Consider the following 23021-nt stretch of genomic DNA (forward strand, 5'->3'; position numbering starts at 1 on the left):
AAAACAACATGAAAACCTCGGGTACCAACCTTGAACATGCGCGGGCGCACAACCGACGTGTGGTGATTGAAGCCATTCGACTTCACGGTGAGCTGACCCGTGCCGAACTGGCTCGCATGACAGCGCTGACGCCGCAGACTGTCTCGAATATCGTAGCGGAGCTTGAGCAGGCCGAGTTGCTGACCAGCCGACAGCCGCGCCGCAGCGGGCGAGGTCAGCCTTCGATTCCGGTCACGCTCAATCCCACCAGTGCGTGGTCAATCGGGATTCATCTCGATCACCAGACACTGTTGCTGGTGCTGGTCGATCTTAGCGGCGAAGTGCATTTCCGCCGCCTCCTTATGGTGCAAAAGCCTCAGCCTGCTGCTACTCTGGCGTGCATTGCCAGCGTGCTGGAAGAGATGCGCGCTTTCCTTGGCACACAATGGCAGAAAGTGCTGGGTATTGGCGTGGTGATGCCGGGGCCTTTTGGCGTAGAGGGGATCTCATCAACAGGCCCCACGACACTGAACGGCTGGGAGCAGGTCGATATCGAGGCGGAGCTCGCCACTATCAGCGGATTACCGGTCACGCTGGAAAATGACGCCACGGTGGCCGCTATCGGCGAGCGCTTTCACGGCACGGCGCGGCATCTTAATTCCTTTATCTATCTCTACATCGGCACCGGTCTGGGTGCAGGCATCTTCACCGATGGCCATATCTATACCGGCCACGCTCAAAATGCGGGCGAGATCGGACACATCGTGGTGGAGCCGGGCGGTAGGGACTGTTACTGCGGCAATCAGGGCTGTCTGGAGCGGTATGTCTCATTGCAGGCAGCGTATGAATTCTGCGGCCTCGATCCGATGCGAGCGTTACCAGAAGATTTGTTGCAGATTGAACCCGCGCGCTTTACTGCCTGGATTGAGAGTGTAATGACGCCGTTGCGTCAGGCGATCAATATTCTGGAGTCGGTGTTTGATGCTGAAGCGGTAATAATTGGTGGGATGATGCCTGCGCCTTTGCTGGAGCAGATGATAAAACGATTGCCACCGCTTTATCAGTCGGTGCGAGGTCGTTATCTGTTTGATATGCGGCTAAAGATTGGTATGACCGGCAGCGATACCGCTGCGCTGGGTGCTGCAGCCTTGCCGATTTTCGATGAATTTAACCCGCAGTTTCAGGTACTGATGAAGTAGGCAAGGAAATCGGCGCTGTTGCAGGCAACAGCGCCTTTCGTATCAACCTGGATAGATACCGCGATCTTTACGCGCCATCAGAATGCGCTCACACGCCACGATATAGGCTGCGGTGCGGAGCGAGCAATCTTTCTCCTTCGACTTCTCCCAGACGTGAACCATCGCTTCCGTCATGATTTTATCTGAGCGACGATTGATCTCATCTTCGCTCCAGAAGAAGCTCGCCATGTCCTGCACCCATTCAAAGTAGCTGACCGTTACGCCACCCGCGTTACAGACCACATCCGGTACCACAATAATGCCGCGCGTTGCCAGCATGTCATCGGCATCCGGATAAGTTGGTCCGTTTGCCCCTTCCAGCACGATTTTGCAACTCAGGACTTCAGCACGCTCGCGGGTAATCTGTCCTTCCAGTGCGGCCGGAATCAGTATATCCATCCCGGTGGTCCAGAACGCCTCTTTATCAATGTTCTGAGCGCCAGGGAAGCCGGCAATCTGCTTATTGGCGATCTGCCATTCAGTCAGTGCGGCCATATTGATACCATCGGCGTTAAACAGTGTGGCGGTATGATCCTGAATCACGACCACGCGTGCGCCGGCCTCTTCAAACAGGCGTGCTGCTTCGCTACCCACGTTACCAAAGCCCTGAACCGCAACGCGCGCGCCTTCAATTTCGATACCGGCACGACGCGCCACTTCGCGTCCGGTAATGAATACGCCGCGACCGGTAGCTTTTTCACGTCCCAGTGAACCGCCCAGATGAATAGGTTTACCCGTGACGACGCCGGTGATCGTTGTGCCATGGTTCATGGAGTAGGTATCCATCATCCATGCCATCACTTTGCTGTTGGTGCCAACATCCGGTGCCGGAATATCTTTCTGCGGCCCGATGATAATGCCGATCTCGCTGGTATAACGGCGGGTCAGTCGTTCAAGTTCGCCATCGGACAGTTTGAAAGGATCAACGCGAATACCCCCTTTGGCACCACCATAGGGCAGGTTAACTGCCGCACACTTGATGGTCATCCAGGCGGAAAGGGCCATGACTTCATTAAGGTCGACGTCCGGATGGTAGCGAATACCGCCTTTACCTGGCCCGCGCGACAGGTTGTGCTGAACGCGATAGCCTTCGAAGTGGCGAATTGAGCCATCATCCATCTGGAGAGGAATATCAACAATCAACGCACGTTTTGGATGACGCAAAGTATCTATCCAACGTGAAAGATCGCCCAGATAAGGCGCAACCCGGTCGATTTGTTGCAGATAGGTGGACCAGGCAGATGTGCTACTTTCAGACGCATAAGATAACTTATCCATAAAAAACCTTTCTTAATGAAGTTATTTATTGTGTGGAGCCGTGGACGTTAAACGCAGTGTATTGCGCGGACATAATCTAACACTCCTGAAACAAATAAGATGCGGCGCCAGGCATGCTGACGTGCAGCGACGCCCTGTTTTGGGGCAACCCGAGTGCATAGATTAGTTATAGTTACTGGCTTAATGCGAATAATGATGCGGCTTAAGTGCGTATTTTCTGCATAGGGCGGGAAATATCGCTATCTTTCAATTCTTTGAGGGTGCTCAAAAAGTTAAATAATTGATCGCATCTGTGTTGACTTTGTTGCACCAATTAAGTGCATGAGAATAAGTAATCAAAGGATTACATAAAGTAATGAGTCATGCGCTAATAGCGCTGGCTAATCAGTGATTTAGAAAAGAGGGAGGGAGTCGTGCAGAAAAGACAAAAATAGCGGGCCAGTAAAAGGGCTGACCCAAAAGATGGTTAACGGCTCAGGGCCTGTTCAGCTTCATTCAGTTCCTGACGCGCTTCGGCCAGTTTATCTTCACGCTTCTGGATCTTGCTGGCGCTGCGTCCTTCTGCTTTTGCTTTTGCCAGTTCCTGTTCCCGTTCCTGTACTTCGCGCTTTTTCTCTGTCACTTTTTCGTGGCGTTCCTTTGACAGGCTGCTTTCGCTACAGTGCTGATCGACTTCGCGCAGCGCCTTTTCAAGGCCAGCAACCTGATGAGTATTATTGTGCTGGCGCGCATAAGAGAGCTGAGTTTTGATCGCCTGCTTTTTGGCGGCACACCCTGTCAGGGCCGTGGCCGCATGAGCCACAGTCAAACTAAGTGGTAACAGATAGAGGCAGAAGGTCAGTAAGGTCTTTTTCATTATCGTCTCGTCAATGAGTCAGAATCGTGGCACCAGTATACGGAGCCAGCTTATGAGATTCTTAACGAAAAAAAATTTACCGGCGGTGGAAGAAAAGAAGGGAAATGGAGGGCTGCCTGCTTCAGGCAGCTGATGATGCAGAAGAGTGGAAGTAATGCAGGTTACGATCCGGGCCGCTGAGCATTACCGGGTGACCATTCTGATGCTGCTGTTCAAAGTAGTCCTGCATTTCCTGAGAAATCCCGGCACCACACCACATGACATGATGCTGGTAAAGCTCGGTCTTAAGTGCAGGTTCTCCACTTGCATGTGAATCCACCTCGACATTAAAGCCCATGGCAGTAAGACGAATCGCTTCGAGCCAGATTTCAGTCTTATCCAGAACACTCACCGCTTCCAGAAATAAAGGGACTGATGATTTATTTCGCGATGAGAGGCGCATCACTTTATCCGCCTGCTGCTGCACAGATTGCTCAAAACGCGCCAGGCGTCGCGATGCACCCTGACGCTGATCGGCATGAAGCCAGACGCTCAGAGGTCGCAAAAGATTGATGATAAAATCATCACCACTGTAGTTGCTGGACATGTTGTGCATCTGACGGGCAAGCGACAAGGGTGTGCCAAATTCAAGCTGCCAGAGCATGTCGCCTTTACGCGCTGCCCAGCCATAGGTCGTGACCGTTGATGCGGCCAGCTGTCCCTCTCTGATCTCTTCAGGCGTCGCGCCTGTAGCGGTTAATCCCACTAAGGCATAGATTTCGCTGAGATGATCATCGTTCCAGATGTCGGGATTCTGCTGCGCCGTCAGTAAACCCTGTTTAATCCAGCGTTTAAGGTTAGCCGGATGCGTACCCGTTAATCCGCAAATAGTATCGGTAGTAAAAGAATGCATATCGTGCCCTCTGTTGAGGGAGAGGCCGCCGTATTGAACCGGGGATGAGTGGCTACTATGAACCTTATAACAGCGAATTAACAGGGAAAAGCCGTGTAAAATCGGCGAGAAAGCCGCGTGACGCTTCGCTTATTCGTTATTATTCTGATGGTAAATTCATGATGATCAGAGAGTTAAATTGTCCAGGACCGTTTGAAAAGAACTGTGTATTTATTCAGTAAAGATTCTTTACGCAAATATACCGGGAACGGATCTCCTGTTACCTTTTTAAGAGCATGCTGACTGCTTAACCCCTTACATCCACCCGGCAAATCGTTAAAATAGCGGGTTCTGATGATCAGGAGAAAGAGTGTCCCATGCGTTATCGTTTTACTCTCGCCGTGGTAACGGTTGCGGCTGTACTGACTGGTTGTGCGAAACATGCCGCCAGCGATGCGCCAGATGAATTTGCGGCTGGTCCGACGCAGATTGATGTCTCACACATCAAGACCCGTGCAGATGATGGCTCCAGTGTGTTCCTGACCGTAGATGGCAAAGACGCCGGCAGATTACCTAATGGCGAAAGCATGCTGCTGCACGTTCCTGCCGGAAAGCACCAGATTGGCGGCTATGTGCCAACCCTGTTTGGTATGGGTCGAGTGACAATCGCACCTGTAGAAGTGACCACGTCACCTGAGGATGTCAAAAAAGTGGCTTACACGGTTACAAACAGCAAAGCTACCTTTGTCGAAAATAAGGGTGTGCAGGGCTGATTTGATGACGGCGGAGAGCCGCGCTCTCCGCTGGTACGTTCACACTATAAACCGAGCTCACTCAACGCGGGGTGGTCGTCCGGACGCCGCCCCTGTGGCCAGTGAAACAATCGCTGTTTTTCATCGATTTTAAGATCGTTGATGCTGGCAAAGCGCTGCATCATTAATCCCTGCTCGTCAAAGGCCCAGTTCTCGTTGCCATAGGAGCGATACCACTGACGCTGCTCGTCATGCCATTCATAAGCAAACCGAACCGCAATCCGGTTCTGGTCAAAACTCCACAGCTCCTTAATCAGCCGATATTCCTGCTCCCGCTGCCATTTTTGCTGAAGGAAAGCGACAATTTCTGCCCGGCCGGTCAGGAAGGTATCGCGATTACGCCATTGGCTATCCGCTGAATAGGCCAGAGAGACCCGCTCAGCATCACGGCTGTTCCAGCCATCCTCGGCCAGACGGACTTTTTCAATTGCCTGTTCAGGCCGGGTAAAGGGCGGTAGAGGCGGACGTGAATTTTCCAATGTTGTTTCCTTTTATCGCGCAGGCTGCAGCCCCATCATTATTCGGGATGATCAGAGTTCGAGAGCGTGAATCTGGCAGACAGCACGTGCCGCTTCCTGACCCTTTTTCACGAAGTGCTGTGTATAGAAGTCGATAAACTCGGCTGAAGGCTGGAAATTATGTGGCGTAAGGGAAACGGAGAAAACCGGCACATTGGTTGCCAGCTGCGCCTGCATCAGACCACTGACCACGGCCTGGGCGACAAAATCATGACGATAGATGCCACCATCTACCACCAGTGCTGCACAGACAATGGCATCAAAATTGCCGGTCTGCGCAAGGCGTTGCGCCAGTAACGGCATTTCAAAAGCCCCTGGCACATCCCAGGTTTTCATTTCGTATGAGGTCCCACGGCTCTCCAGTTCCTGTTCAAATCCTGTCAGAACCTGCGAAACGATTTCGCTGTGCCAGTTGGCTTTAATAAAGGCGACTTTCAACGGCTGCATGACTTTCTCCATTTATAGGTGACATCCAGTGGTAACGAGCCAGCTTGCGCCCCTGCACCCCGAATCAAAATAGTGAGTCTGGCAGGCAACTAACCTGCTGACAATCATCACTATACTGTAATGTAAAGATTCTGTGTCCACCATTGTGATTATATGTAAATAACCAAAGGGAAAATTACCCTCATATGCTGCAGCAAAGGCGGATAACGCGCTGACAATCTCAACGCCATCGCACTTATTCGTTCAACACCCGCCTCTTATTGCCTGATCTGCGTAACCGCTTCCAGTTACGGAATTGCTTAAATAAAATACTGGATATCCGAACAGGTATTTGTATAATAAATGGACTGCCCGCCGGGTATTGGAAGCGATAGTGAGGGGTGAATCCATGATGATATCGACTGAAAGCCTCAGGTCTCTGGAACAATCGGTCACAATGAGCAGTCGTGAGCTGGCTCAGATGACCGGTATCACACATGGAGAAGTGAAGCGTTTAATCAAAAGTCTGGAGACGGCCGCGCGTCTCTCCCAGCCACTTAGCGTGAATGAATATGAGCGGGAAGGGGAAGTGCGTCAGGAGTACCGTCTCAACAAGCGAGACTCGCTGCTGGCCGTGGCACGCCTGTCGCCAGGCTTCACAGCTGAGGTGCTGGATCGCTGGCAGGATCGCGAAAAAACCTCACATCTGCCTGACTTCACTAACCCGGCTGAAGCGGCTCGCGCCTGGGCCGAGCAATTCGAACAGCGTCAGGCGGCTGAGCAGCAGCTGGCTCTCTCAGCACCCAAGGCAGCGTTCTTCGATAATTTCGTTGAGGTTGATGAGAGTCTTGGCTTTCGTCAGCTCTGCAAAATGTTAAAAGTGAAAGAACCGGCGTTCCGCCAGTTCCTGCTGGAGCGAAACATCATGTATCGTGCCAGGGGAACACTTACCCCGCAGCACTACCATCTTCAGGCGGGCTATTTTACGCTGCACTCCGGCACGGGCGAAAACCAGCACGCGTTCTCTCAGGCTCGCTTTACGTCGAAAGGGGTGAAATGGGTCGCCAGCCTTTGGGCAGGTCATCTTTCTGCTCAACTTAAAGGCGCAGCCGCATAACCGCGCCTTTGATTTAGCAGGCGGAGCAGAGGGACAAATATATAAAATGTACCGATAACTGAAGCCTGGCTTGAAATACAGAGACAAAAAAGGCCGCGACAGAGTGCGGCCTTTTCGACGTTATGGATTGCAGGATGAATTACCAGCCTTTAATCGCATCACCTTTATAAACTTCTTCTGCTTTTGCCGCGACTTCAGGTGACTGCAGTGCAGCCTTTAACTTCTGAATTTTATCGCTGTCTTTATTATCTTCACGAGATACCAGTGCATTCACGTAAGGCGATGAGGCACTCTCCATGAATAAGCCATCGCGGTGTGCTGATAATCCAGCCTGAGCCGAGAAGTTGGTATTGATAATCGACAGGCTTACATTGGGATCATCTAACGTGCGGGTCAGCTGGGGCGTGTCCACCTCAACCAGCTTCAGATTTTTTGGGTTTTCGACGATATCCAGCGAAGTGGGTAAATATCCCACTCCGTCTTTCAGTTTAATCAGGCCCTGCGCCTGCAGAAGCAGCAGGCTGCGTCCCAGCGTAGTGGCTTCATTAGAAATGGTGATCGTGGCGCCATTCTGTAGTTCACTGATGTTTTTGATTTTGTGCGAATAAGCCGCAATCGGGAAAACGAATGTCTTGCCGACTACAGCAAATTTATAGCCGCGCTCTTTAGACTGAGACTCAAGATACGGCAGGCTCTGGAACGCATTGGCATCGACTTCTTTGTTATTCAGCGCTTCATTTGGCAGCACATAATCATTGAAGTTAAGCACTTCAACATCAAGTTTGTATTTATCTTTAGCAACCTGCTGTACCACCTGCCAGATCGCTTCGTCCGGGCCGGTATTAATCGCGACTTTAACTTTGTTATCGTCATCTTTTGAGCAGGCGGACAATAATAAAACAGAACTGGCAAGTAATGCCGTAAACAGACCTTTCATTATCAGAAATCCCTCAGGTAGTAGATGGAATCAAAGATAATACAGAAATCACAGGTTGCGTACTGACGCCGGAATATATCTTATAACCACAACGCGTAATTCGAACATAAATTAACCAGCTTCTTACCTTTCAATAATGGGTTGCCTGGATTACTGATTTTGCTGGATGAAATCTTCTGTGTGCCCGCGTATTACGCAGCCATGTGATTTTCTTCTACGCTTAGGCATGGGTCGTAACTGGCATTTTATTGATTATTAACAGGGATTAACCATGTCAAAGCAAGATAGCGGGATTAACGCAGTTGAAGTGATGCGCAGCAGTCAGGCGTGGAACGGTGAAGTTATCGAAGCCTATCCTGCTGGCGAACCAGAACTGACCGTCATGCGGCTGTCACTGCCTGCCCACACGTCATTGCCCTGGCACACCCATCCCATGCCAAATGCGGCGTTTATTCTTTCCGGCACACTGATCGTGGAAGATAAAGAGAGCGGTGAGCAACGGACTTTCCATGCAGGTGAAGCCCTCAATGAGACGGTTAATAGTGCGCATCGGGGCTATACCCTGAATGAGCCAGCTGAACTGGTGATTACCTATGCGGGTGTAAAAGGGCAGGAGTTAACCGAGCCATTGCCGGGTGAGCCAGCGGAATTTTAAATCCTGAAGCAGCACGGCAACGTAAAACACTGCCGTGCTGCCACTCTGCAGACCGAATCCATTTCGCCTTCGCGATTGCTTACACGCCTGAAGTGAAAGTGACAAGGCTCCAGGTTGCGAACAATAGGGGTCTTTCAATCACAACCAAACCCCGCTTCCCGAAGTACTGCTTTTGCCGGTTCCGATCTTAAAAATGCAGCCAGTTGTCCTGCCTCAGACGTGATTACGGCACAGGCATAACGCGCAACAGGATTAAAAGCCTCGGGGATATCAATTACCCGCAGGCCGGCAATCTGGCTCAGGGCTTTTCGATAGCTGGCGTAGCCGATAAACAGATCCGCCTGATCACTCTGGATAATCCACTCCGCCGCCAGCTTGCCTGCGGGAATGACTGCTGAGTCACGTCCGCCCACCACCGTTTGTGCGCGCTGGCGCACGGCCTCTCCGGCCGGGCCCATCCGGGCAAAAAGAACCTGAGCATAATCGCCTGAAGGATCGGCTAATGGCGTAGAGGTTGCGATTCGCAGCGAGTCTCGTGTGAGCAGCTGATACCAGTCATCACCCGCCTGAATGCAATCACTGCGCACCGTGAGGCAGAGCTTATTGGTCGCAAACGACATCAGCGCCAGAGCTCGCCCGGCAGCCAGCAGCCTCTGTGGATGCTCCTCACTGGCTGAAGCAAAGAGGTCACAGCGCTCACCCGCCTCGATCCGTTCGCGGAGCAAGCCGGCGGGACCAAAGTGGGTTTCGACAGGATGAGGGAAATGCGCCATCATTGCAGGCCAGACCGTTTTCAGGCTACCCGCCGCCAGTACGCGCATCACTCTGGTCCCTGATAAGTGGTGCGATAGAAGCGTTGATACCACCTGTTAGCCAGCTTATTCATGTTTATATCTGTAAACTTCTGCGGATAGAGTTTTTTTGCCATCCACAATTCGCCGAGCCCCATCGCTTCAGGCATTGGGTAGCCCCAGGCTTTGGCGTAATCCGGCATTAAATAAACGCGATGATGTTTGACTGCGTCAATCGTCTGCCATTGCGGTGAACTGTTGATTTCATTGACGACTGAGGGATAACGATCCTGCACAAAAATCACCTGTGGATTCCAGGCGATCACCTGCTCCATAGACACGGTTTTAAAACCTTTTACGGTCGCCGCAGCGACGTTGACCGCCCCAGCATGCAGCATCATCAGCCCGGTATACTTGCCGGAGCCGTAGGTGGTGAGATCCGGATTAGCCATATAAGCGCGAATACGTTTATCCGCCGGAATATCCCGGAGGCGATCGCTGACGATTTTGCGGCCCTGATCGGTAGCCTCAATCAGTGCTTTCGCTTCTTCAGGTTTATTGATGATCTCGCCGATAAGCGTAATACCTTCCCGCAGCCCTTTGTCATAGGCTATCTCCTCATCGCTGAGGGTCGGATTCATTTTGGCCTTTTCACCAGGCTGGTCATGACGCAGCGAGATAGCAACCACCGGAATGCCCAGTGCAGTAATGCTGTCGATCATCTCATGCGGCGCATAGTTGGTGACAAAAACCACCTGCGGATGCAGCGCCACCAGTTTTTCGGGATCGACATGCGTCAGATCGCCCAGCGTGGTTTTCTGGTTTAGCTCGGGTGCCAGACGGGCATAGCTATCGCCAAGCTGCTGCTTCCAGTTCGCCATTACACCCACAATTTTATCCGTGGCGTTCATCTGCACCAGCAGATTCAGCGTCTGATGCTGAAGCACCACGACGCAATCAACATGGTCTGGAATCGTGACCTGACGGCCAATCTGATCGATTATCTGGCGTGACGCATGGGAAGAGAGTGGAAGGAGTATAAGTAAACTCAGTGTGCATGCCTGCCAGAAGCGCTTCATTAACTATCCTCGAAAATCGTTATACATAGAATTATATAGCGATACGTAGCAGACGTCACCGTCTGTGTTACACCTCATCTTTTGAAGGAATAATCAAAAGGGCGTACGTCAAAATTTTATTGTGCCTTTCACCTCAGCACTGATTATGTGCAACGCCCGTTACTGGCTCACCATCCCGGTGCCTCATGGATTTTTTCTCGTCTATTTTGCTGATATTTCAGTATTTAATTTCTGGCACGCCATTTGCCTGACTCTTAGCAGTAAGCAGCGTCAGACACAATTGATTGAAATAGCTGGCTAGGGTTCCGGTTCACGCAGGTGAATGGCTGGTCCGAGAGCTGGCGACCTCTGCGAGGTTACACGGCGGGACAAAAGCCCGGGAGACAGCGGCACCATCTGGTGTCTTGCGCTGCTCCCGTTTTTTTGTGCCAACCAGAGGTCAACCATGAAGAAATCACCACTCCTGACGCTTGTTATGTCTCTGGCGCTGCTGGTCAGCGCGCCGTCTTCCGCCGCAGTCAAAAAAGAGTTCAACATCTGCTGGACCATTTACGCAGGCTGGATGCCGTGGGGCACCATCAGCAATGAGAAGATCATTGATAAATGGGCCAGCAAATATGGCATTAAAATTCATATCACCCAGCTCAACGATTATATCGAGTCAATTAACCAGTACACCGCAGGACAGTTTGATGGTTGCACCATGACGAACATGGATGCGCTGACCATTCCTGCGGCAGGTGGCGTTGACTCGACGGCGCTGATCACCGGCAGCTATTCCGATGGCAACGACGGTGTGGTGCTGAAAGGGGAAAATAAGAAACTCAGCGATCTGAAAGGAATGTCAGTCTATCTTCCTGCGCTGTCGGTGTCGCATTACCTGCTGGTTCGCGGGCTGGAAAAAGCCGGACTGCAGGAGAAAGATGTCAAAGTTGTGAACACCTCTGATGCGGATATCGTCTCAGCTTTCGGCACCAGCAACGTCAAAGCCGCCGTGGCCTGGAACCCGCAGCTCTCGGTGATTAAGAAAACCCCGCAAACCACTGAAGTGTTCAGCTCCTCGGCCGTACCAGGCGAACTGATTGACATGATGGTGGTCAATACCGACACCCTGAAAGACAACCCCGCGCTAGGCAAGGCGCTGACCGGCGCCTGGTTTGAGATGATGGCGAAAATGCAGTCTGGAGATACGCAGGCGCTGAGTGCCATGGCCGCCGATTCCGGTACTGACCTCGCCGGATACAAGGCGCAGCTGAAAACCACCCATCTGTTCTGGACGCCTGCCGAAACCGAGACATTTGTCTCATCTCCCGATCTGGCGAAAACCATGCAGCGCGTCGCCGCATTCTCCTTTGATAAGGGATTACTGGGCGAGGGCGCACAAAGTGCCGACTTCATCGGCATGAGCTTCCCCGGCAACATCACCGTTGGTGATACAGCAAACATCAAACTGCGCTTCGACGACAGCTATCTGAAGATGGCCGCCGCGGGCAAGCTGTAATCATCGATATCAGGAGTTTTTGCCATGCGCCACATCAACCGCTATCCCCGGCAGGGAATGCGCCTGACGCTGATGCTGTTACCTTTTGTATTGCTAATCGCCGTCTGGTTTATCAGTTCGGCGGTGCGTCTGGAAGCGAATCCTCAGGACAAACTGCTGCCCGGCCTGTCGCAGATGATTGCGGCCATAGACCGGATGGCGTTTACCCCGGACAAGCGCAGCGGGGAGTATCTGCTGTGGGTGGATACATGGATTAGTTTAAGTCGTTTACTGACAGGCCTGGCGATCTCGTCGCTCATTGGTCTCTGCATCGGGATTGCGGCGGGCGTTTTCCCGATGACCCGCGCGGCGCTGTCACCGTTTATGACCGTGGTGTCGATGATCCCGCCGCTGGCGCTGCTGCCGATGTTGTTTATCGTCTTCGGGCTGGATGAGCTGTCAAAAGTAATGCTGATCGTTATCGGCATTACACCCATGCTGGCGCGCGATCTGGAACATCGGGCCAGGGAAATCCCCGCGGAGCTGTTTATTAAAGCACAAACCCTGGGGGCGAACAGCTGGACGGTGGTGCTGCGGGTCGTGCTGCCGCAACTCTTATCACGGCTGATCACCTCACTGCGTCTGCTGCTGGGATCCGCGTGGCTCTTTTTGATCTCCGCTGAGGCCATTTCCGCTACCGCCGGGCTGGGATACCGCATTTTCCTGGTCCGCCGCTATATGGCGATGGATGTCATTATTCCGTATGTCATCTGGATCACGCTGCTGGCGTGGTTGATGGATCTCGCGCTGCGTCAGCTGCACAAAGCCTGTTTCCCCTGGGCGGAAGGAGGCCGGGAATGAGTTTTATCGATATCAAAAATATCTGGCAGGAGTATGGCGACCACGTGGTGCTGGAACGCATCAATCTGCAGGTGAAAGAGGGTGAGTTCTGCTCGCTGGTGGGCGCGTCCGGCTGCGGTAAATCAACATTTTTACGCCTGCTGCTTGGTCAGGAAAAACCAACGCGAGGATCGATCACGCTGGATGGCGAGCAGCTCTCCGCGGAGCCCGATCGCAGCCGAGGCGTGGTTTTTCAACGCTATTCGGTTTTTCCCCATCTCAACGTGCTGGATAACGTCGCCATTGGCCTCGAACTTCCGGCGTCACCTTTTACCGGACGGCTTTTTGGCGCACGGAAACGCCAGGCCCGTGACCAGGCAAAACAGATGCTGGAGAAAGTCGGTCTGGGCCATTCACTGGATAAATATCCGGCTCAGCTTTCCGGCGGAATGCAGCAGCGACTGGCGATTGCTCAGGCATTTGTGATGCAGCCGCGCGTGCTGCTGCTGGATGAGCCGTTTGGCGCACTGGATCCCGGCATTCGCAAAGATATGCATGCACTGCTGCTGCAGCTCTGGAGCGAAACCAGGATGACGGTGTTTATGGTCACGCACGATCTGGCCGAAGGCTTCAATCTGGGTACCCGGCTGCTGGTGTTCGACAAAGTGCGAATCGATCCACAGGCCCCCAATGCATGGGGCGCGCGTATCACTTATGACATCCCGCTCAATGAAACGCGCCTCTCTCAGCTGGCCACCGGCAGCAAAAACAACATTTATCCCCTTAAGGAGATCGCTCAATGACAGAACTTTTTCATTCAGCCCCGAGCCTGCGCGAAGAGCTGCTGCCAGGCGGAGCGCATACCTCGCTGATTCTGCGTAAAGGGCAGATTCTGCGCCTGACCGACATCGAGGGCGGCGCGAACGTCAGCATGATGATGCTCAATCCGCACGAGAAAAGTGAACGGCTGAATCTGCCTGATACCCTGAAAGGTCAGCACACCGCGCACCTGACCACCGGTCACTGTTTCTATTCAGACATGGGACGTGTGATGGCTGCGATCGTCGCGGATAGCTGCGGCTGGCACGACCCGTTTGGCGGCGTACTCAACGCGGCGGAAACACAGGATAAGTATGGAGCAGGCCGCTACCAGGAATTGCGCAACGGCTTCTATCGCAACGGTACAGATAATCTGCTGGTGGAAATGGGCAAATGGGATCTGGGCCTTGAAGACCTGCTGATGGTCGTTAACTTTTTCAGCAAGGTCACAGTGGATGAAGAGGGCCGCTTTCGGTTCAGCGCACGCAACAGCCAGGCAGGCGACTTCGTCGAACTCTATGCGCCGATGGACGTGCTGATGGTGCTGACTGCGCTGCCACATCCGCAGGATCCCGCCACTGACTATCTTCCGCGCCCGGTCCAGCTGAGCTGGTATCAGGCTGACGATATACAGACTGTCAGCAAAGCAATGGTCACTCGCGGTGAAAACCAGCGCGCATTTCAAAATACCCAATTTTTTGCCCTGTAAGGAGGCTGCGATGACACTAATCCACTCTGATCGTCGTCCTGAAGATGCTGTCTATTGCCACGAGATCCCGGCAGGCGAGCCGTGGTTGTTTGAAGTGAAAAAAGGGCAAACGCTGCGCCTGCTCGATCTCGAAGGCAATCAGGCGATTGATACCCTGTTTTACAACACCGATAACCCGCGGGAACGCTACGATCCTCAGCGTACCCTGCGTCGTCAGGGAAAGGTCTATCTGACTACCGGCAGCGTACTCTATTCAAATCTGGGTAATCCGATGCTGACGATCGTTGCTGATACCTGTGGTCGCCACGATACGCTCGGCGGTGCCTGTTCGCAGGAGAGCAACACTGTGCGTTATGCCCAGGATAAGCGCTATATGCACAGCTGTCGGGATAACTTCCTTTGCGCCTGCCTGCACGATGGTCGTCTGCATAAGCGCGATATCGGCGCCAACATCAACTTTTTTATGAACGTTCCGGTGACACCCGAAGGCGGCCTGACGTTTGAGGATGGGTTATCTGCGCCCGGCAAATACGTTGAACTGGTGGCGGCGTGTAACGTGATGGTGCTGATCTCCAACTGTCCGCAGCTTAACAACCCCTGCAACGGCTGGAACCCGACACCCGCAGAAGTGCTGGTCTGGAACTAAGCCAGCCTGCTGAGGCTGAGCATGTTGCCGGCCGCACGTTTTGAGCCAGTCAGCCCCGGGGACGGCCCCAGGGAATATCGAATGTTGCGGGACGACCCGCATCCCTGAGAGTTCGCTTATGTTTGATACCTTACTGATTGCCAATCGCGGTGCTATCGCCTGTCGTATTCTGCGCACGCTGCGTGCCATGCAGGTGAAAGGCGTTGCTGTTTACTCCGAAGCTGACCTGAGCAGTTTACATATCCGCGAAGCCGATGTGGCGCTGAGCCTGGGCGAGGGGCCTGCCGCACAAACTTATCTGATGACGGATAAAATTATCGCCGCCGCGCAGCAGAGCGGGGCCAAAGCGATTCATCCTGGCTACGGTTTCCTGTCAGAAAACGCCGCCTTTGCCGAAGCGTGTGAAGCTGCGGGACTGATTTTTGTCGGTCCTGGGCCTCAGCAGCTGCGGACGTTTGGCCTGAAGCACACCGCCCGCGCACTGGCGAAAGCAGAAGGCGTGCCGTTGCTGGAAGGCAGTGAATTACTGGCGGATCTCAGCGAAGCGCATCATGCCGCAGAGAGTGTTGGCTATCCGGTGATGCTCAAAAGCACGGCGGGCGGCGGCGGCATTGGTATGCGCGTCTGTCGTGATGCGCAGGCGCTGTCAGATGCGTTTGAAACCGTACAGCGGCTGGGCCAGAACAACTTCAGCGATGCCGGGGTGTTTCTCGAAAAATATATCGAACGTGCCCGGCATCTTGAAGTGCAGATATTTGGTGACGGCAAGGGCGAGGTCATCGCGCTGGGCGTCCGCGACTGCTCTATTCAGCGACGTAATCAGAAAGTGATTGAAGAGACGCCAGCCCCGAATCTGCCCGCAGGCATGGCTGAGGCCTTGTGTTCGGCGGCCATCGCCCTGGGAAAAGCGGTGAATTACCGCAGCGCCGGCACAGTGGAGTTTGTTTATGACAGCGCGGCGCAGCAATTCTATTTCCTCGAAGTGAATACGCGCCTGCAGGTTGAACATGGCGTGACAGAGCAGGTCTGGGGCGTTGATCTGGTGAAGTGGATGATTGAACTGGCCGCGGGCGATCTCCCCTCACTGACTGCTTTAGCCGCCACGCTGAATCCACAGGGCCATGCCGTTCAGGCACGAATCTATGCGGAAGATCCGGGCCGCCAGTTCCAGCCATCGCCTGGACTGTTAACCGAGGTCGCCTTTCCGGCGGCAGACGGTAAAAACCTGCGCATTGACCGCTGGGTGGAGGCGGGGTGCGAAGTTCCGCCATTCTTCGACCCGATGCTGGCAAAAGCCATCGCCTGGCGACCGACACGCGATGAAGCCATCGCGACCCTGGCACAGGCACTCTCGGAAACCCGTCTCTATGGCGTTGAAACCAACCGCCTCTATCTGTTACAGATTTTAGCTTTTTCTCCCTTCACAGCGGGGGAACCCTGGACCCGCTGCCTGGAGCAACTCAGCTATCAGGCGGCAACGGTTGAAGTGCTGAGTGCCGGAACCCAGACCAGTGTTCAGGATTATCCCGGACGTCTGGGATACTGGGCGGTCGGTGTGCCGCCGTCTGGACCGATGGATGATCGTGCTCTGCGTCTCGGCAACCGACTACTGGGCAATGCAGAGGGGGACGCCGCGCTGGAGATCACCCTCAACGGACCCACACTGAAATTTAATACAGAGATTCAGGCGGTGATTTGTGGCGCATCGCTGAGTGTTACGCTGGATGGTGTTGAACAGGCGATGGACTCTGTATTTACTATCCCGGCTGGCTCAACCCTGAAGCTGGGCGCGATGAGAGCCGCGGGCGTCAGAAGCTATCTCTGCCTGCGTGGTGGCATTCAGGTGCCTGACTATCTGGGCAGCAAAAGCACCTTTACTCTGGGCCAGTTTGGCGGACACGCAGGACGTGCGCTGCGTAGCGGCGACGTGCTGCATCTGGCTCCGCAAGCCGCAATCCCAGACGGCGCAGAACTGCCCGCTGCACTGCGCACAGATCTCGCCAAAGTACGCACACTGCGTGTCATTTATGGCCCTCACGGTGCACCGGAGTTCTTTGCACCGGATTATATCGCGACCTTCTTTGCCACAGAATGGGAAGTGCACTTTAACTCAAGCCGCACCGGCGTACGTCTGATTGGGCCAAAGCCGATCTGGACCCGCGACAGCGGCGGCGAGGCAGGGCTGCATCCCTCGAATATTCATGACAACCCTTACGCCATCGGCGCAGTCGATTTTACCGGCGATATGCCGGTAATCCTGGGGCCGGATGGCCCGAGTCTCGGCGGGTTTGTCTGTCCGGTGACGGTCATTGAAGCGGATCTGTGGCAACTGGGACAGCTCAAAGCCGGTGACAAAGTGCAGTTTGTAGCCGTGGATATCCCGACAGCACGTCGATTGGCCCAGAGCCGTCTCAGCGAGCTCGCAACGCTTAAGCCACACGAGACAGCGTGGCATCCTGCGCCGCTGACGTCGCCCATCGTAATGACCTGCGGCGAAGCGGATAAACGTCTGGTGGCGCGTCTCTCTGGCGATACGCATCTGCTGCTAGAGGCCGGCGAGCCTGAGCTGGATCTGGTGCTGCGTTTTCGCATTCATGCATTAATGCAGGCGCTGGAAGCGCAGGGCCGTACGGGCATAATTGATATCACGCCGGGAATTCGCTCGCTACAAATCCACTTCCAGCCGGAAACGCTCACGCTTGACGTACTGCTGACGTGGGTGCGGGGTGAGTGGGAGACGGTCTGCATGAGTGATGACCTGCAGGTGCCCACACGCGTGGTGCATCTGCCGCTCTCCTGGGACGATCCGGCCTGTCAGAAAGCCATCGAAAAATATATGACTACCGTGCGCCCGGACGCGCCATGGTGCCCGAGTAATCTTGAGTTTATCCGCCGGATAAATGATCTGCCGGATGAACAGGCCGTCTGGAACACGGTGTTTGACGCCAGCTATCTGGTAATGGGGCTGGGTGATGTCTATCTGGGTGCGCCAGTCGCCACGCCACTGGATCCTCGCCATCGCCTGGTGACGACGAAATATAATCCGGCCCGCACCTGGACGGCGGAAAACTCGGTTGGCATCGGCGGCGCGTACCTGTGTGTGTATGGCATGGAGGGGCCGGGTGGTTATCAGTTTGTGGGGCGCACACTGCAGATGTGGAATCGCTATCATGAAGTCGCCGATTTCGGTGGCAAACCCTGGCTATTGCGCTTCTTTGATCAGATCCGTTTTTATCCGGTCTCTGCGGAGGAACTGTTGCAGATTCGCCGCGATTTTCCACTTGGTCGCTATCCGCTGCGTATTGAGCACAGCACGCTGCGGCTGGCGGAGTATCAGGACTTCCTCATGCGTGAAGCGGAGAGTATCGGCGAGTTTCGCGATCATCAGCAAAACGCATTCAATGCTGAACGGGATCGCTGGATAGCCAGCGGCCAGGCGCATTTCGACAGTCAGGAAACGGTGGCGGATGAAGGCGGCGATGCACCGCTGCAGCCGGGTGAGCAGGGGGTTGAAAGCCCGGTATCCGGCAATTTATGGCAGGTACAGGCGACGGCGGGCAGCAGGGTTCGGGAAGGGGATGTCCTGGTCGTGCTGGAGTCGATGAAGATGGAGATCCCGCTTCTGGCCCCGTGCGATGGTATTGTTCAGCAGGTCAGCGTACAGCCAGGCAGCGCAGTCCGTGCAGGGCAGCGCGTGGCAGTCATCACTGAGGACAATGCGTAACAATGCTTATAGCGTAGTGACATAAAGGTGTGACAATCCTATCCTGCGCCCGCCGGCGGTTACCTCTGGCGGGCGCAGGCATTTACGTTCACCGGCTATCAGTGACCTGCAGCCTGTTCGTTTAACCAGCCGATCAGTGCTTCACTGCCAGGCTGGCTCATCGTGCGTTGTGGCCAGGCGAGGAAATAGGGTTTGCTCAGTGGCAGGCAAAGATCATCCACTACCACCAAATCGCCACGCGCCAGTTCGGGCGCGATAAGGCGTCGTTGTCCCAGCAGCAATCCCATACCCGCAACAGCCGCATCAATCGCCAGTGAAGTCAGATTAAAACTAAAGGCGGGCTGCGGCAACGGTTCGTCCATGCCTTTGGTCTGAAACCAACCCGGCCAGTCCGGCAGAAAACGGCCTTCATTTCCCCAGTCGAGATGGATCAGCGGTGCCTGACTCAGAACCGTTTCCGGCGCAAAGCGTTGCAGCAGCGCCGGACTTGCCACCGGCAGCACCTCATCATGAAACAGTTTCAGCTTATCCAGTTGCGGGTAACGATCTTCACCGAAACAGATCACGAAATCAGCGGGCATGGCGGTGAAATCGACCTGAGAATGCGTGCCATGTAATGAGAGATCAATATTCGGGCAATGATCGCGCCAGCTCGCCAGTTGAGGCAAAAGCCATTTGGATGCCAGCGCCGGTAATGCGTAAACCGTGAGTTTTGGTGCACTGGCCGCATGGCGAATATTTTGCTGGCCAAGATGCAGGATATCAAAGGCCTCGGTGACATAGCGCAGATACTCTTTTCCGGTTTCGGTCAGCATGACACCGCTCTGCGTGCGTAAAAACAGGGCGCTGCCGAGTTGCTCCTCCAGCTGGCGAATCTGCTGACTGACCGCCGCCGGCGTTAAGGCCAGCTGGGCGGCGGCTTTTGCCAGGCTTCCAAGCTCGGCGGCCACCTTGAATGACTGTATGACGCTGATTTTTGGCAACCTTGGCATTTGGGCAGGCATTAACGCTTCCTTATCAGGGCAGTAAATTTTTATCGTTACGCAGTGTGGCAGGCGACAGGTAGAGTAACATTACACCTGCCCATCGTGAGAAATGTTGCTATGTCTGGTTCCCTTGTTCGTCTCGATCTTCATCCGCTGGCCGACCACGGCTGGCGTCAACGCTGTCGTGAGCAATTAAACCAGTCTGGCGCGCTGGTACTGCGTCAGTTTTTAAAACCACAGGCTTTAGAGGCGATCATCGAAGAGGGCAATGCGCAACGTCATCTGGCCTATCATACCCGCAGCAAACACAATGTGTATCTGATGAAGCCTGATGAGGCTTTCTCAGCCAATCACCCGCGTAATCGGGATGTGCTCAGCACCAAAGGCTGTATTACTGATGATCTGATCGCTGCCGATTCGCCGTTGCGTCAGCTTTATAATGATGACCTGTTCCAGCGTTTTCTGTGCGATGTGCTGGGTGAGGACGCGCTCTATCCCTACGCTGACCCGCTTTCCTCGATCAACCTGCACTATGCGCCTCACGGACAGGAGCTGGGCTGGCACTTCGACAACTCCTCCTTTGCTATCACCTTGCTGGTCCAGAAACCGCTGGCGGGCGGCATATTTCAATACGTGAAAGATTTGCGGGATGCCGATGCCGGTGAGATGAACTTTTCAGGGGTTGAAGCCGTTCTTGATGAACGCCAGCCGGTTAATGAGCTGGAGATTGATGCCGGGGATTTGGTGCTGTTTCGTGGCCGTAATTCACTGCACCGGGTGACCCCAACTGAAGGCGAGGTCACCCGGATGCTGGCGGTACTGGCCTACAATACCCAGCCCGACATTGCTTTATCCGAAACTGCGCGTATGACTTTCTACGGCAAATTATAACCTCGGGGCGTGTCTGTAAGGGCACGCCAGCCACGCTGGAAAATCTGCTGCGTACGAAACGCCACTAACGCGCGCCAGTCCTCATCGGCGGGCCAGAATCCCTCTACCAGTTGTTGCTTCACTGCCTGACCTGCCGCACTGGCGGGTTCGCCATAGAGATGCAACCAGTGATCTTCCCGCACCCGCTGATGCATATCCTGGCCCTCGTAAGTTCCACACTCCACGACCAGCGGCAATATTTGCGTCTCCGCCAGCGACGTCAGCAGATATTGCGACAGATATCCGGTCGCCGTTGCCGTCACGCCCGTTACGCTGTCACGTCCGGCACCGGTGAATAACAACGTCAGCCACTCCCCGTAAATGACTTTGCCCCAGTCGTGAGCAGCATAACGCTGCTCTGCAATTGAGAGCAGCATCGGATGGCCCCATGCGCCAGCGCCGGTATGAAGATCGAAGCTGACAATGATTTTCGCAACCGAGAGATGCTGTTCGATGATCGCCTTCATCGTAAGATGAGACCAGCCGGGCTGATGCCCGCCGAAGAAAAATCCATCTGCAAACGTATATTGTCCCGCTTCCACCACGCGTTTAACTGACTGCCAGCCCACGTTGTCCATCGCCTCAGCCAGTTGCCGGTCTGCGCTGACACGGTCGCCATGATAAATACCGTGCCACTGCGCATATTCCGGGTTATCAGGAACCGGTTGACTGAAGTTGATAAAGTTACGGTTGAGGTCGATGTTGTCTTCGTTCACGCGCCGTAAATGCGCCGCACCCCATGGATTGAGCAGATGAACAAGCAGCAATGCGGTGTCAGCAGGTATTTTATCCAGCGAATCGAGCCACGCTATCTGACAATCCGAACCATAATAGCCTTCAACGCCATGTGTGCCAGAGACGACCAGCATCAGACGCGATGCGCTGGCGGGTCCCAGTCGTGCCACATCCGTATATAGCGCTTCGCCCTGCGGACCCGGAAGAGGATGCCGATATGAGGTTATCGCAGCACCTTTGCGCTCCACTGCGGCCAGAAAGCGTTCACGCTGAACGCGGTAGTCGGGCAATGCCATAGTCTCTACCTTCCAGAATTCGTCACACAACAGTAATCAGGGATAAACTTTGAATTTAAAGTACTTTTTAGTGAGCTGATCATAAGTTCCGTTTTTATGAAGCTCGGCCAGTGCCGTGTTGATCATCTTCAGATTCGCTTCATCGCCTTTGCGTAACGCAATACCTACGCCATCACCAAAAATGACTTTATCCACCAGTGTTCCTTTAATGGCGTACGTCTTGCCTTCCGGTGAGGTAAGGAATCCCTGTTCAGCGGAGACCGCATTCGCCAGGCTGCCATCAAGACGTCCGGCGACCAAATCGGGATAGACTTCCATCTGATTAGGATACGAGACGATTTTGACGCCTTGTGACTCCCATTTAGTTTTGGCGTACGTTTCCTGGATGGTGCCCTGAGCCACACCGATGGTCTTACCGCGCAGAGAAGCAACGTCGGTCGTCAGCTTGCTGTCAGCCGGTGCCAGCAGGGCACTTGGCGTGTTATACAACATGTCGCTAAACGCCACCTGCTGACGGCGCTTATCGGTCATCGACATAGCTGACAGGATGGCATCAAATTTCTTCGCCTGGAGAGCAGGGATGCTGCTATCAAAACCCATTTGCACCCATTGGCACTTCACCTTTGCCTGAGCACAGATGGCATTACCAATATCGATATCAAAACCCTGTAATGACCCATCAGCCGCCTTAGATTCAAACGGCGGGAATGTAGGGTCCACACCAAAGCGCAGCGTTTGCTGTGCCCATGCACCCTGGGTGAACGCGGTAAGCGAAAACAGTAATGCGAGAGATAAGCTCTTTTTCATGTTTTATTTCCCGAAGGCTGGTGAATTTAAGCACGACACCTTAATCAAATAACATGCAGGTTCATTTCCCACCAGAGATAAGCAGCATTCATCCAGAGTAAAATCTTATAATATTAAGTGAGTTAGCGAATCTTTGTACGGCGTTAAATTTTGCTTAATGCTGATGGTAATTTCAGATATAAATCGGGATGAGGGTCTGGGCCTGCTCAGGTCAGGCAACAGCAAAAATCAAAGCTCTGATTCAGAATTCTGGTTTTAGAAGAAGTTTGTTTTGATCAGGCAGTAGCGGATTTATCAAAGCAGATAGATTACGCAGAAAGTAGGATTTAAAAACGAATCTTTTTCAGAGGGCATTCAGAGCTCATGTTGGGGGGTTATCAGCAGGTTGCCCAGGATGGCCAGGTCAGCATTGCCTCTATACCATTGATGCGCACAATCTATCTTATGTTAAATTACAGATGCCAGCGTGACTCCTGTTACCCTTCCATACCT

General features: G+C 53.8%; 22 protein-coding genes and 1 riboswitch. Of the genes, 11 read left to right on the forward strand and 11 right to left on the reverse strand.

Annotated features, from left to right (window positions below):
• Window positions 1-8: 8 nt before the first annotated feature.
• Window positions 9-1178, forward strand: a complete 1170-nt coding sequence (locus KTJ90_RS20495) for an ROK family transcriptional regulator (RefSeq protein WP_033763325.1) — start codon at window positions 9-11, stop codon at window positions 1176-1178.
• A 42-nt stretch (window positions 1179-1220) separates the two neighbouring features.
• Here the strand turns inward: KTJ90_RS20495 and KTJ90_RS20500 are convergent, their stop codons facing one another.
• From KTJ90_RS20500 to KTJ90_RS20510, 3 genes are all read right to left on the reverse strand, one after another.
• Window positions 1221-2495, reverse strand: coding sequence for a Glu/Leu/Phe/Val family dehydrogenase (locus tag KTJ90_RS20500; RefSeq protein ID WP_003855119.1), 1275 nt, complete (start codon window positions 2493-2495; stop codon window positions 1221-1223).
• 466 nt (window positions 2496-2961) lie between these two features.
• Window positions 2962-3351 carry a DUF1090 domain-containing protein gene (locus tag KTJ90_RS20505; RefSeq protein ID WP_039661432.1) on the reverse strand — a complete coding sequence of 130 codons (390 nt, stop codon included), beginning with the start codon at window positions 3349-3351 and terminating at the stop codon, window positions 2962-2964.
• Between the two features lie 121 nt (window positions 3352-3472).
• Window positions 3473-4243: a hypothetical protein gene (locus tag KTJ90_RS20510; RefSeq protein WP_003855125.1), complete on the reverse strand. Its 771-nt coding sequence runs from the start codon at window positions 4241-4243 to the stop codon at window positions 3473-3475.
• A gap of 356 nt (window positions 4244-4599) precedes the next feature.
• On the opposite strand from KTJ90_RS20510, the gene KTJ90_RS20515 reads away from it, so the two are divergent.
• Entirely contained in the window at window positions 4600-4995 is a 396-nt protein-coding gene (locus tag KTJ90_RS20515; protein WP_003855127.1) for a hypothetical protein, read from the forward strand.
• A gap of 44 nt (window positions 4996-5039) precedes the next feature.
• Here KTJ90_RS20515 and KTJ90_RS20520 read toward each other — a convergent pair whose 3' ends face one another.
• Together KTJ90_RS20520 and KTJ90_RS20525 are read right to left on the reverse strand one after the other, a co-directional pair.
• A complete protein-coding gene (locus KTJ90_RS20520) occupies window positions 5040-5513 on the reverse strand; it encodes a nuclear transport factor 2 family protein (RefSeq protein WP_003855128.1) in 474 nt (157 codons plus the stop codon).
• Window positions 5514-5564: 51 nt separating this feature from the next.
• Window positions 5565-5999, reverse strand: a complete 435-nt coding sequence (locus KTJ90_RS20525; RefSeq protein WP_008924667.1) for a 6,7-dimethyl-8-ribityllumazine synthase — start codon at window positions 5997-5999, stop codon at window positions 5565-5567.
• A 388-nt stretch (window positions 6000-6387) separates the two neighbouring features.
• On the opposite strand from KTJ90_RS20525, the gene KTJ90_RS20530 reads away from it, so the two are divergent.
• Window positions 6388-7095: a phage antirepressor KilAC domain-containing protein gene (locus KTJ90_RS20530; protein WP_008924668.1), complete on the forward strand. Its 708-nt coding sequence runs from the start codon at window positions 6388-6390 to the stop codon at window positions 7093-7095.
• Between the two features lie 139 nt (window positions 7096-7234).
• Here the strand turns inward: KTJ90_RS20530 and KTJ90_RS20535 are convergent, their stop codons facing one another.
• Window positions 7235-8032: a MetQ/NlpA family ABC transporter substrate-binding protein gene (locus tag KTJ90_RS20535; RefSeq protein WP_003855132.1), complete on the reverse strand. Its 798-nt coding sequence runs from the start codon at window positions 8030-8032 to the stop codon at window positions 7235-7237.
• 271 nt (window positions 8033-8303) lie between these two features.
• Here KTJ90_RS20535 and KTJ90_RS20540 point away from each other — a divergent pair, with 271 nt between their 5' ends.
• On the forward strand, window positions 8304-8687 hold the full coding sequence (locus KTJ90_RS20540; RefSeq protein WP_003855134.1) for a cupin domain-containing protein: 384 nt from the start codon (window positions 8304-8306) through the stop codon (window positions 8685-8687).
• 134 nt (window positions 8688-8821) lie between these two features.
• Here KTJ90_RS20540 and KTJ90_RS20545 read toward each other — a convergent pair whose 3' ends face one another.
• Together KTJ90_RS20545 and KTJ90_RS20550 are read right to left on the reverse strand one after the other, a co-directional pair.
• Window positions 8822-9508, reverse strand: coding sequence for a molybdate ABC transporter substrate-binding protein (locus KTJ90_RS20545; protein ID WP_003855136.1), 687 nt, complete (start codon window positions 9506-9508; stop codon window positions 8822-8824).
• The gene (locus KTJ90_RS20550; protein WP_003855137.1) at window positions 9508-10557 is read right to left on the reverse strand and encodes an ABC transporter substrate-binding protein; all 1050 of its coding nucleotides are present in this window, start codon (window positions 10555-10557) and stop codon (window positions 9508-9510) included. Before KTJ90_RS20550 ends, KTJ90_RS20545 begins: the two co-directional genes overlap by 1 nt.
• A 286-nt stretch (window positions 10558-10843) precedes the next feature.
• A riboswitch (guanidine-I (ykkC/yxkD leader) is annotated at window positions 10844-10942 on the forward strand.
• A gap of 60 nt (window positions 10943-11002) precedes the next feature.
• Here KTJ90_RS20550 and KTJ90_RS20555 point away from each other — a divergent pair.
• The 6 genes from KTJ90_RS20555 (at window position 11003) to uca (ending at window position 18775) form a co-directional block, all read left to right on the forward strand.
• Complete coding sequence (locus KTJ90_RS20555; RefSeq protein ID WP_008924671.1) at window positions 11003-12058, forward strand: putative urea ABC transporter substrate-binding protein; 1056 nt, start codon at window positions 11003-11005, stop codon at window positions 12056-12058.
• 24 nt (window positions 12059-12082) lie between these two features.
• Window positions 12083-12898 carry an ABC transporter permease gene (locus tag KTJ90_RS20560; RefSeq protein ID WP_003855145.1) on the forward strand — a complete coding sequence of 272 codons (816 nt, stop codon included), beginning with the start codon at window positions 12083-12085 and terminating at the stop codon, window positions 12896-12898.
• Window positions 12895-13680 carry an ABC transporter ATP-binding protein gene (locus KTJ90_RS20565; RefSeq protein WP_003855148.1) on the forward strand — a complete coding sequence of 262 codons (786 nt, stop codon included), beginning with the start codon at window positions 12895-12897 and terminating at the stop codon, window positions 13678-13680. The genes KTJ90_RS20560 and KTJ90_RS20565 overlap by 4 nt, the downstream gene beginning before the upstream one ends.
• Window positions 13677-14405, forward strand: coding sequence for an urea amidolyase associated protein UAAP1 (locus KTJ90_RS20570; RefSeq protein WP_008924674.1), 729 nt, complete (start codon window positions 13677-13679; stop codon window positions 14403-14405). The genes KTJ90_RS20565 and KTJ90_RS20570 overlap by 4 nt, the downstream gene beginning before the upstream one ends.
• 10 nt (window positions 14406-14415) lie before the next feature.
• Window positions 14416-15051 (forward strand): urea amidolyase associated protein UAAP2, encoded by a 636-nt coding sequence (locus KTJ90_RS20575; RefSeq protein WP_008924675.1) that lies wholly within the window; start codon window positions 14416-14418, stop codon window positions 15049-15051.
• A 118-nt stretch (window positions 15052-15169) separates the two neighbouring features.
• On the forward strand, window positions 15170-18775 hold the full coding sequence (gene uca / locus KTJ90_RS20580) for an urea carboxylase (protein WP_033763302.1): 3606 nt from the start codon (window positions 15170-15172) through the stop codon (window positions 18773-18775).
• 98 nt (window positions 18776-18873) lie between these two features.
• On the opposite strand, the gene KTJ90_RS20585 is transcribed toward uca, so the two are convergent.
• Window positions 18874-19779 (reverse strand): LysR substrate-binding domain-containing protein, encoded by a 906-nt coding sequence (locus tag KTJ90_RS20585; protein WP_003855149.1) that lies wholly within the window; start codon window positions 19777-19779, stop codon window positions 18874-18876.
• A gap of 99 nt (window positions 19780-19878) precedes the next feature.
• Between KTJ90_RS20585 and KTJ90_RS20590 the strand changes: the two genes are divergently transcribed.
• The gene (locus KTJ90_RS20590; RefSeq protein ID WP_003855151.1) at window positions 19879-20652 is read left to right on the forward strand and encodes a HalD/BesD family halogenase; all 774 of its coding nucleotides are present in this window, start codon (window positions 19879-19881) and stop codon (window positions 20650-20652) included.
• Here KTJ90_RS20590 and KTJ90_RS20595 read toward each other — a convergent pair.
• The gene (locus tag KTJ90_RS20595; RefSeq protein ID WP_105099726.1) at window positions 20637-21722 is read right to left on the reverse strand and encodes a DUF2817 domain-containing protein; all 1086 of its coding nucleotides are present in this window, start codon (window positions 21720-21722) and stop codon (window positions 20637-20639) included. The genes KTJ90_RS20590 and KTJ90_RS20595 overlap by 16 nt on opposite strands.
• Window positions 21723-21758: 36 nt before the next feature.
• Entirely contained in the window at window positions 21759-22529 is a 771-nt protein-coding gene (locus tag KTJ90_RS20600) for an ABC transporter substrate-binding protein (protein ID WP_003855153.1), read from the reverse strand.
• Between the last annotated feature and the right edge of the window lie 492 nt (window positions 22530-23021).

The sequence above is a fragment of the Pantoea jilinensis genome, from assembly GCF_019104105.1.
GTDB classification, from domain to species: domain Bacteria; phylum Pseudomonadota; class Gammaproteobacteria; order Enterobacterales; family Enterobacteriaceae; genus Pantoea; species Pantoea eucalypti.

Coding starts and splice junctions, on each gene's coding strand:
- KTJ90_RS20495 (WP_033763325.1), top strand. CDS start 9: ATGAAAACCTCGGGTACCAACCTTGAACATGCGCGGGCGCACAACCGA.
- KTJ90_RS20500 (WP_003855119.1), bottom strand. CDS start 2,495: ATGGATAAGTTATCTTATGCGTCTGAAAGTAGCACATCTGCCTGGTCC.
- KTJ90_RS20505 (WP_039661432.1), bottom strand. CDS start 3,351: ATGAAAAAGACCTTACTGACCTTCTGCCTCTATCTGTTACCACTTAGT.
- KTJ90_RS20510 (WP_003855125.1), bottom strand. CDS start 4,243: ATGCATTCTTTTACTACCGATACTATTTGCGGATTAACGGGTACGCAT.
- KTJ90_RS20515 (WP_003855127.1), top strand. CDS start 4,600: ATGCGTTATCGTTTTACTCTCGCCGTGGTAACGGTTGCGGCTGTACTG.
- KTJ90_RS20525 (WP_008924667.1), bottom strand. CDS start 5,999: ATGCAGCCGTTGAAAGTCGCCTTTATTAAAGCCAACTGGCACAGCGAA.
- KTJ90_RS20530 (WP_008924668.1), top strand. CDS start 6,388: ATGATGATATCGACTGAAAGCCTCAGGTCTCTGGAACAATCGGTCACA.
- KTJ90_RS20535 (WP_003855132.1), bottom strand. CDS start 8,032: ATGAAAGGTCTGTTTACGGCATTACTTGCCAGTTCTGTTTTATTATTG.
- KTJ90_RS20540 (WP_003855134.1), top strand. CDS start 8,304: ATGTCAAAGCAAGATAGCGGGATTAACGCAGTTGAAGTGATGCGCAGC.
- KTJ90_RS20545 (WP_003855136.1), bottom strand. CDS start 9,508: ATGCGCGTACTGGCGGCGGGTAGCCTGAAAACGGTCTGGCCTGCAATG.
- KTJ90_RS20550 (WP_003855137.1), bottom strand. CDS start 10,557: ATGAAGCGCTTCTGGCAGGCATGCACACTGAGTTTACTTATACTCCTT.
- KTJ90_RS20555 (WP_008924671.1), top strand. CDS start 11,003: ATGAAGAAATCACCACTCCTGACGCTTGTTATGTCTCTGGCGCTGCTG.
- KTJ90_RS20560 (WP_003855145.1), top strand. CDS start 12,083: ATGCGCCACATCAACCGCTATCCCCGGCAGGGAATGCGCCTGACGCTG.
- KTJ90_RS20565 (WP_003855148.1), top strand. CDS start 12,895: ATGAGTTTTATCGATATCAAAAATATCTGGCAGGAGTATGGCGACCAC.
- KTJ90_RS20570 (WP_008924674.1), top strand. CDS start 13,677: ATGACAGAACTTTTTCATTCAGCCCCGAGCCTGCGCGAAGAGCTGCTG.
- KTJ90_RS20575 (WP_008924675.1), top strand. CDS start 14,416: ATGACACTAATCCACTCTGATCGTCGTCCTGAAGATGCTGTCTATTGC.
- uca (WP_033763302.1), top strand. CDS start 15,170: ATGTTTGATACCTTACTGATTGCCAATCGCGGTGCTATCGCCTGTCGT.
- KTJ90_RS20585 (WP_003855149.1), bottom strand. CDS start 19,779: ATGCCTGCCCAAATGCCAAGGTTGCCAAAAATCAGCGTCATACAGTCA.
- KTJ90_RS20590 (WP_003855151.1), top strand. CDS start 19,879: ATGTCTGGTTCCCTTGTTCGTCTCGATCTTCATCCGCTGGCCGACCAC.
- KTJ90_RS20595 (WP_105099726.1), bottom strand. CDS start 21,722: ATGGCATTGCCCGACTACCGCGTTCAGCGTGAACGCTTTCTGGCCGCA.
- KTJ90_RS20600 (WP_003855153.1), bottom strand. CDS start 22,529: ATGAAAAAGAGCTTATCTCTCGCATTACTGTTTTCGCTTACCGCGTTC.